The sequence below is a fragment of the Longibacter sp. genome (genome assembly GCF_051155795.1).
In the GTDB taxonomy this organism is placed as follows: Bacteria; Bacteroidota; Rhodothermia; order Rhodothermales; family Salinibacteraceae; genus Longibacter.
In genome coordinates, this window is the sequence record NZ_DAXETW010000020.1 from 1 (window position 1) to 8,141 (window position 8,141).

Below are 8,141 nucleotides of genomic sequence, written 5' to 3' on the forward strand. Positions count from 1 at the left end.
TCGACGGGGAAGTTCTCGACGGTTCTGAGACAGGGTCCAGGTGGTACGTGGCGTTTCGTCGTCGACGCCTACAGCCCGGCGCCTCACGACGCGTTTGACGCGCTCGAACCCACGGAACGTTCTCTTCCCCGGTAGGACGCGCGCCGCGAACTCGGTTACGCGTGTTCGTCCAACGACCAGATGCCCGGCGTCGCGACCTCAACGCTATTGCCGGCCGGATCCCGGACGTAGAGCGACCGGCCCTCATCGCTCCATGTCATGTCCTTCTCCACAGCGACGTCGTGCTCTCGGAAGCGATCCAGCCACGACTCGATCTCGTCGTGAGCGACCCGAAACGCCACATGCCCCGGCCCCTCCGCGCCGTGCGGCGGCAGCGTTCCGTCCGGGTCAGCCGTAGCGTCGGGATGGAAGATGAGCACCATCTGCTCGCCACAGCGAAAGAACACGTGCCGCCCTTCCGTCCTCGAGACCGGGTCCAACTCCAGCACATCCCGGTAAAAAGGAATGACTGCAGCGAGATCACGGGCGTACAGACACGTTTCCAGAACGCCGTCAGGGCCGGACATAGCTCGTCGGTTGTTGGTCGTGGGTCGTGGGGTCGTGGGTCGTGGCTTGCGCGGGATCAGACCGACCGTGTGGGAAGACGCTGGGTGGGTGTGCGTACTCGGATAGGCTGAAACAGCGTCCAACCAGATGCGTCGACACTTTCGCCCTTCATACCCGAAACCCCCGTTACCACGGCAGCTCGCCGCCGGCGTGGGTGAGGAAGCGGCCGGCGTCCTGCGGGGTCAGGGATTGAACCACATCCAGAATGCCGGCGACGGAGGCTTCGGGAGTCAGGTGAGCGTTCGACCCGCCCATGTCGGTCTGGACCCAGCCGGGGTGCATGGCGACGACCACGACGCTGTCGGATCGCAGTTCGTGCGCTTCGAGGCGCGTCAGCATGTTCAGCGCCGCCTTGCTCGCTTTGTAGCTCTGCCACGTCCCGCGCCCCTGCGTGTTGGCGATCGAGCCGAGCTGGGAGGTGATGTTGACGACAACGCTCAATCCGTTCGACGCCCCCGACCGGAGGATCGGGGCGAAGGAACGGGTCAATAGGTGCGGAGCCGCGGCGTTGACACGAAAGGTCTGCACCAGCGTCTCCATGTCCACCGTGTCGAACATATCGGCCGTGCCGCCTCCGTTGATACCCGCGTTGTTCAGAAGCAGATCGAGTGCCCCGTGCTGCTCCTCCACGACACTACGAAGGCGGTCGATCTGGTCGGTGTCCGTCACCTCCAGCTTTTCGACCTGTATCGTCTCCGGGTGCGCGTTCGCGAGCGCGTTCAGCTCGTCGGCCTCCGCCGGTCGGCGGCACGTAGCGATGACGGCGCGGGCCGCGGGGGCCAGCTGGCGGACCATCTCCAGCCCCAGCCCTCGATTCGACCCGGTAACCAGAATGATGCCTTCAGTGGGATCGGACATACGCTGGCTGATTCGTGTTGAGAAGGACGGTGCGATGGAACGACACGTGCGGCCGACCGGCGCCGCCTCACCCTATCGTTCGGTGAACTCGACGAACCGATCGAGCTCGTAGTCGAGGCGGCGGCGCATCGGTGGTAGGCGCGGATCCTCATGCTCGCGGGTGGCCTCCAGCACCGACCGATAGAACCAGTGCTGCTGCTCCGGTCCGGCGCTGAGCCCTTTCCGGCCTTCCGCGTCGGCAAAAATATTGATGCCCAGGTCCAGGCTCTGGTTCATGGTCCAGAGGTTGTGCAGCTTGTCCGCGAGACTGATTCCTGCAGCTCCCGGCGACCCATCACGGATTTGCTGGATGTACTCTTTCTTCCGCATGTCCCACGGGAGGTACGAACCGTCGGGATAGCGCTTCGTCTCGGTCAGCGTCTGCACGTACCCCGTCACCTTTTCCCCGACGGCCTCACGGAGCGTCTCGACATCATAGTATCGCCCCTCCCGATTCTTGTCTTCGAGAATATCGTGGAGGTAGGCGGCGGCTACGACCGGATCCTGCCATCCGCACCGCTGCACGATCGAGGCAACCGAAGTCAAATGCGCCATCACCGGGACACGTACACTCGCCTCGTCCGCCTCGTACTCGAACGTCGGCGGGCGCCAGCGCCCCTTGCGGTGCTGCCCCTGGTGCCATTCAGATGCAAGCTCGATCGCGAGCTCAATCAGAGGCGAGAACGGGTCGAGGCCGGGCTGAACGCCCACGGCTTCAGGCATATCGTTGCTCATGGGTACCAGCGAAAGTCAAACGAGCGGGCGGAGAGGGGTCAAAGCTCGACGACCTGATGGGCCGACGTATCGGTCGACAGGACCTGACGGAGATCGCCGAGCAGGTCCAGACTGTATTTGTTGAGGAAGTAATGCACGTTGATCCGGCGCTCCTGAAGTCCCCCGGGCACCAGGTTCACACGGGCCTTTTCCAGCTTCGCGCGAAGCTCGTCGTGCTGGCGCTTTTCCGCGCGGACAACGCGCTGCTTCAATTCATTGATTTCCTGCGCGATCGCCGCACGGGCAGCTTCAGCCGATTTGACGAGCGTGCGGTCCACCTCGTCGACGGATGGCTTGAGGTCATTGATGGCGCCGTGGATCTGAGCCAGCGCCTCACCGAAGACGGCGTCAATGTCGACCTCCATGTGCTGAACGACGACCTGCTGGAAGAGCTGCTCCATGTCGCCGGTCAGATCTGCGACCGACAGGTCGAAGTCGTCCATCACCGACCGGACCTTACTTTCGACAAGGCTCACGCTCGCGCGCGGATGGATGAGCGGCATAGTCATGCCGGCCCAGTCGTAGACGTCGCGGTACTGCGCGAAGTAGGACACCTCGCCTGGACCGGCCACGTAGGCCACCGTGGGTACCAGCGCGTCCTGCATCAGCGGTCGCAGAACCACGTTCGGGCTGAAGGCCTCCGGCTCCGACTCCAGGCGCTCGAGAAGCTCGTCACAGGTAAAGCGACGCGCCGTTCCCCGCAAACGAAAGCCACCGTCCTCGTCAACGTCGATCGGGAGCCGGCCGTCCTCATCTAACAAGAAGAGATTCGTCGGTGAGGCATGCACCTGGGCGTGATAGCCCGCCTCCTCCAGGTTCGTGCCGGCGGTTTGAACGGCCTGGACGGCCTCGGCTCCGTCCGTCAGATCCTGTCGGAAGAGCGGTGTGACGAGCCGCTTCAGCCGGGCGTCGTCCGGGTTCATCAGAACGAGCCCCGTGCCCTCGAACAGATGGCGGATGAGACGGGCAAACGCATCTTCGATCCGGGTGCCGCGGCGGTATACGTCCCGCAGCGAGGCCATCACGTCAGGTTTGAAATCCGACGGAGGAAGCACGTCGTCGAGCCGGTTGAGCAGATCATCGATGCGCTCATCGAGGGTGAGGCGACCCACAGGCCCCACGTTCACGGTGCTGCCTGCTTCCTCCGCGTCGGTGGGATACTCGAGATCCACTACGTCGTTACGGTGAAAGACCGATGCATGGGCAATCTCGTCGACGTCGTGGTCTTCCCCTTCCACCCAGAACACCGGGACGACGGGCCGGCCGGTGTCGTCTGCGATTTCGTCCGCCAGTTGCAGTGTCGTGATCGTCTTGTAGATCGTGTAGAGCGGCCCAGACAGAAACCCGACCTGCTGCCCGGTCACAACGGCGACGGAGGATGCGTCCCGGAGCGCGTCGATGTTGGCCCGTACATCCTCCGGCACAGCACCCTCGTTCGACCACAACGCATTGTGCTCCATCAGTGCATCGGCAAGCACGTCCCGGTCCGCCGGCTGCGCGGCAGCGGCCTCCGCCTTGTTCCGGCGCACGTCGATATCCTTCCAGTCACCGTCGTAGAAGCGGAGCGCTGCGTCCCGGCGATTCGCTACATCGACGAACAGGTCCGGGAACGCATGAAGGTCGGCGAGGGAGACGCGGCGGACGGTCGGAAGGGTACGCGTGGGCATGCGTGATCGGATAAATGCAAGAAAATGGCGAACAACAGGCCCCAACTGGCGAGGCGCTAATGCCGAAAGGTACAAACCCTACGCCGACGACCCCGATTTGCGCCGACAACAGTGCAACAGTCCTATCAATGGCGGGCGTGGCGTCAATGATGCGCGGCTCGGGTGCGCGGCTCGGGTACGCGGCTCGAGCGGCTGCACTCTATCGGGGCCAATGCAAAAGCCCCGGGGATGAGATCCCGAGGCTTCGGTGCTGCCGCCATCGTCGATCCGGCTAATTCTTGTTCTGCTCTTGCTGCAGCTTCTCGATTTCGTCTCGCAGTTCGGCCGCCTTTTCGTAATCCTCCTCCTCGACGGCTTTTTCCAACTGCTTCTGCATGCGTTCGAGGCGCGTACCGCCGGAAATCTCTTCTTCTGCCCCGGAGGTTTCCCCTTCCGTGAGTGACGAAACGCCGGTTTCATCGTCGTCGGCCACGATGCCGGCTTCGTCGAGCACCATGGGCGCGACGTAGATCGGCGCGTCGACGCGGACGGCGAGGGCGACGGCATCGGACGGGCGGGAGTCGAGCTGCCGCTGGTCGCCGTCGACCGTGTAGCGGATTTTTGCGAAGAATGTCCCTTCTCGGAGCTCGTCGATGACAACTTCGTCGACGTCGATGTCAAGGGACTCGAACGCGTCCCGCAGCAGGTCGTGCGTCATCGGCCGCGGCGGCTGGATCTTCTCCAGCTCCAGGGCAATCGCCTGCGCCTCGAAGGCACCGATGATGATCGGCAGGCGGCGATTGCCCTCCACCTCGCCGAGAACGAGCGCATAGGCGCCGCCGCTCGACGGACTCGTGGAAAGGCCAATGATGTCAACCCGAGTAAAATCCATCGCGATGTCTGCAACCGTAGTATATTCGAAAACTGTGAGCCCGACCGAGCCATACTCGGCCGCTCACCCGTAAAGTGGTCGTGGGGAGTCGTGGCATGCTGCGCGGTCTGCGCCCCGAGGCGGGATAGTGGCTGCGCCCGTGGGCGGGATCATGCCCTGTCAGATGCAATCATTCCGTGAAGGACGCCACGGGATGCCGCTTCGGTCCGGGCGCGGACGGCGGAAGGGGTGACTCCGATCGCCGTAAACGGTGCGCAGCGCCTCTGTCAGGCGGTGTCGACACGTGCAAGCGACCGTTCCAACGCGGTCAGAAACGCCTTGTTCTCCGCTTCGGTGCCCGCACTCACGCGCAGATACCCGGGGAGTTCAGGGTACCCGCCCATGTTGCGAACAAGCACGCCGGACGCTGCCAGATCCGCCTGAAGCGCATCCGCATCCCGTTCGGTCCGGAAGATGCAGAAGTTGGCCTCCGAGGGGACCACCTCGACGCCCGGCATCTCCTCCAGCGCGGCGATGAGCGACTGCGTGGCCTGCTTCAGGGCGGCCACCCGCTCGGAAAGTAGATCGTCGTGCTGGATCAGGGCCAGCGCGATTTTCTCGGAGAAACGATCCACCATGAAGGGGAGGCGCGACTTCATGATTTCATGCGCGAGCTCCGGCCGCGCAATCATGTAGCCGAGGCGAACGCCGGCGAGCCCCATCCCCTTCGACAGCGTGCGAAGAATGACGACGTTGGGGTACGTCTCCAGCAGATCCGCCGCCGATCCGGCGGGATTGAACTCGACGTAGGCTTCATCCACAACAACGATCCCTTCTGCCGCCCGGACGATCTGTTCGATCTCGTCCATCGTCATCGCCAGCCCGGTGGGGTTGTTGGGCGTGGTCAGGACGGTCATCACGGCGCCGGTGTCGACGACGGCGCGCTTGATGGCATCCGCATCAAACGAAAGATCATCGCGCGGCGGGACCGGCGTCAGATCCGCGTTGCAGATGCGCGCCACCTTCTCATAGAGGGAGAACATCGGTCGCGGCATGACGACGGGTGTTCCGGGATCCAGAAACGCGGTGCCGAACGTATACGTCAGCTCGTTGGAGCCGTTGCCGACGATAATGCCCTCCGGATCGACCCCGTCGCGTTCGGCCAGTGCGTCGCGCAGCTCGTTGGGCTGCTCGTTCGGATACCGGTTCGCGTCGATGTGCGTAAACGCCTCGGCAAGCTCCTGCTTCAGCTCCGCCGGCAGGTCGTACGGGCTTTCATTCTGATTCAGCTTGACCTCGCACTCGCTTGGTGCGCCCACCACGTACGCGTGCTCGTCCCGTACGGATGGCCGAATGAGCGTCAGGACGTCATCAATGGAGGAGAGCGCAGGCGTGGAAGGCATTAGTCGTCGTGTCAGTTGGAAAAACGAAAGAGGCGATCGACCGCGCCGAACGCGGAGTTTGCAGTATACAGCTTCACGGGAAAAAACGCGGCGGGATCATTCGTTTTTCTCCTCAGCGGAATGCGGGCTCGCTGTCGCCGACCGGTTGCCGGACGCCGTTTCCTGCGCAAATCGGCGAAGACGAACGCGAATGGCCTCGGCATGGGCCTGCAGGTTTTCCGCATCCGCGAGCCTGGCAATGGACGCGCCCGTATCCGCGAGGCGGTCTTTCGTGTACGAGATGATGGACTGTTTTCGGATGAAGTCGTCCACGCTCAACGCCGATGCGTAACGGGCTGTCCCGCCCGTGGGAAGCACGTGGTTCGGTCCGGCGAAGTAGTCGCCGACCGGCTCGGACGAGTAGGGACCAAGAAAGATAGCACCCGCATGCCGGATGCGCGTCATCGTGCTCCAGTCATCCTCGGTCAAAATCTCGAGATGCTCAACCGCCAGTTCATTCATCACACCAATAGCCTCGTCCATGTCGGCAGTAACGATGCATGCCCCGTATGACGCGAGGGCCGTTCGAATCGTATCGGCCCGTGGGAGGTCCGGCACCATGCTCTCCACGTGAACCTGGACGGCCTCGGCGAGCGGGCGATGCGGCGTCACGAGGATCGCGGAGGCGCGCTCGTCGTGCTCGGCCTGAGACAGAAGGTCAGCGGCAACGTACTCTGGATCGGCCGAGGCATCGGCGAGAATGCCAATTTCGCTCGGTCCGGCAACGCTATCGATGTCCACCCGTCCGAACACCTGTTTCTTGGCCGCCGCAACGTAGGCGTTCCCCGGACCCACGATCTTGTCGACCGCGGCCACGCTCTCGGTCCCGTACGCGAGTGCGCCGACACCCTGCGCGCCGCCAACCCCGTAAACGTGTTCGAGACCGAGGAGATGCGCCGTCGCGAGCACCAGCGGATGGGGGCGCCCGCCGTCCTTGGGCGGAGACACGAGATGGATCTCTTCGACACCGGCCTCCTGCGCGGGAATCGCATTCATGAGAAGGCTGGACGGGTAAAAGGCCGTTCCACCCGGCACGTACAGGCCGACGCGATCCATCGGCACGACGCGCTGCCCGAGGAGGACGCCGTCGCCGTCGTCGGTGAACCACGAATTCTGCACCTGTCGCGCATGGAACCGACGAATGTTCTCCTCGGCGTCTTTCAGGATCTGCCGAAGATCCGGATCCAGAGCATCCGAGGCCGCCTCCAGTTCGTCGGCCGGTACCTTGATTGGGGCGGGGCGCACGCCGTCGAAGCGCTCCGACAACACCCGCACCGCCTCATCGCCGCGCTTTCGCACCTCCAACAGGATGGATGCGACGGCCTGATCCACCTCATCGCTAAACGTCGCATCCCGGCTGAGAATGGCGTCCAGGCGTGCTCGATCGGACGGGGAAATGATGGGAATCATAAAATCCAGGTCTCGTTTCGGTCGTCGGCACAGGAATCCTGCGGGGAGGTCGACGCCGGACCGGACGGAGAGGCGATGGCTCACCGCGACCGCTTCCGGAGCCGGACACGTCCGGGGAAACGCGTCGCTCCCGAGGCGCACAAACGTATTCCCTCAGCGGCACCGGGGTTTCAGATCTGACCGTCCGGCCGGATTCGTACGGGAATGGTGACAATGTGCCGGGTGCAGCAGCGTATGAACGCGGCGCCGATCGATCATCCGGAACGTGCACGGCCTCTGTTCATCCCCGGCAAACAATCGCTGAACAATCTGCAACTCTCCGTGCCGCACCGTACGTTCCTGTTGACGAATCGCTCGAACACCCATCGATACACCGCATCGTATGCACTACGCCGTCATCATGGCCGGGGGAATCGGCAGCAGGTTCTGGCCTCGCAGCCGCCAGGAGATGCCGAAACAGTTTCTGAATGTTTTCGGCGACGCGACGCTGATTCA

8 protein-coding genes are annotated in these 8,141 nt (G+C 63.5%); 1 reads left to right on the plus strand and 7 read right to left on the minus strand.

The annotated features are described in order from the left end of the window. Positions 1-155: 155 nt before the first annotated feature. The 7 genes from ACFCU0_RS03235 to hisD all read right to left on the minus strand — a co-directional run bounded on the left by ACFCU0_RS03235 (position 156) and on the right by hisD (position 7,646). Positions 156-566, minus strand: coding sequence for a VOC family protein (locus tag ACFCU0_RS03235; RefSeq protein ID WP_434972227.1), 411 nt, complete (start codon positions 564-566; stop codon positions 156-158). Between the two features lie 166 nt (positions 567-732). Further along, on the minus strand, positions 733-1,464 hold the full coding sequence (locus ACFCU0_RS03240) for an SDR family oxidoreductase (protein WP_434972228.1): 732 nt from the start codon (positions 1,462-1,464) through the stop codon (positions 733-735). Positions 1,465-1,536: 72 nt separating this feature from the next. Beyond that, the gene (locus tag ACFCU0_RS03245; RefSeq protein WP_434972229.1) at positions 1,537-2,238 is read right to left on the minus strand and encodes an HD domain-containing protein; all 702 of its coding nucleotides are present in this window, start codon (positions 2,236-2,238) and stop codon (positions 1,537-1,539) included. 38 nt (positions 2,239-2,276) lie between these two features. After that, a complete protein-coding gene (bshC, locus tag ACFCU0_RS03250) occupies positions 2,277-3,944 on the minus strand; it encodes a bacillithiol biosynthesis cysteine-adding enzyme BshC (protein WP_434972230.1) in 1,668 nt (555 codons plus the stop codon). A 271-nt stretch (positions 3,945-4,215) separates the two neighbouring features. Next, positions 4,216-4,815, minus strand: coding sequence for a bifunctional nuclease domain-containing protein (locus ACFCU0_RS03255; RefSeq protein ID WP_434972231.1), 600 nt, complete (start codon positions 4,813-4,815; stop codon positions 4,216-4,218). A gap of 266 nt (positions 4,816-5,081) precedes the next feature. Further along, entirely contained in the window at positions 5,082-6,197 is a 1,116-nt protein-coding gene (gene hisC, locus ACFCU0_RS03260; RefSeq protein ID WP_434972232.1) for a histidinol-phosphate transaminase, read from the minus strand. Positions 6,198-6,293: 96 nt separating this feature from the next. After that, positions 6,294-7,646: a histidinol dehydrogenase gene (hisD, locus tag ACFCU0_RS03265; protein WP_434972233.1), complete on the minus strand. Its 1,353-nt coding sequence runs from the start codon at positions 7,644-7,646 to the stop codon at positions 6,294-6,296. Positions 7,647-8,028: 382 nt separating this feature from the next. On the opposite strand from hisD, the gene ACFCU0_RS03270 reads away from it, so the two are divergent. Next, positions 8,029-8,141 (plus strand): sugar phosphate nucleotidyltransferase (locus ACFCU0_RS03270; protein WP_434972234.1); only part of this gene is annotated, 113 nt, incomplete at its 3' end.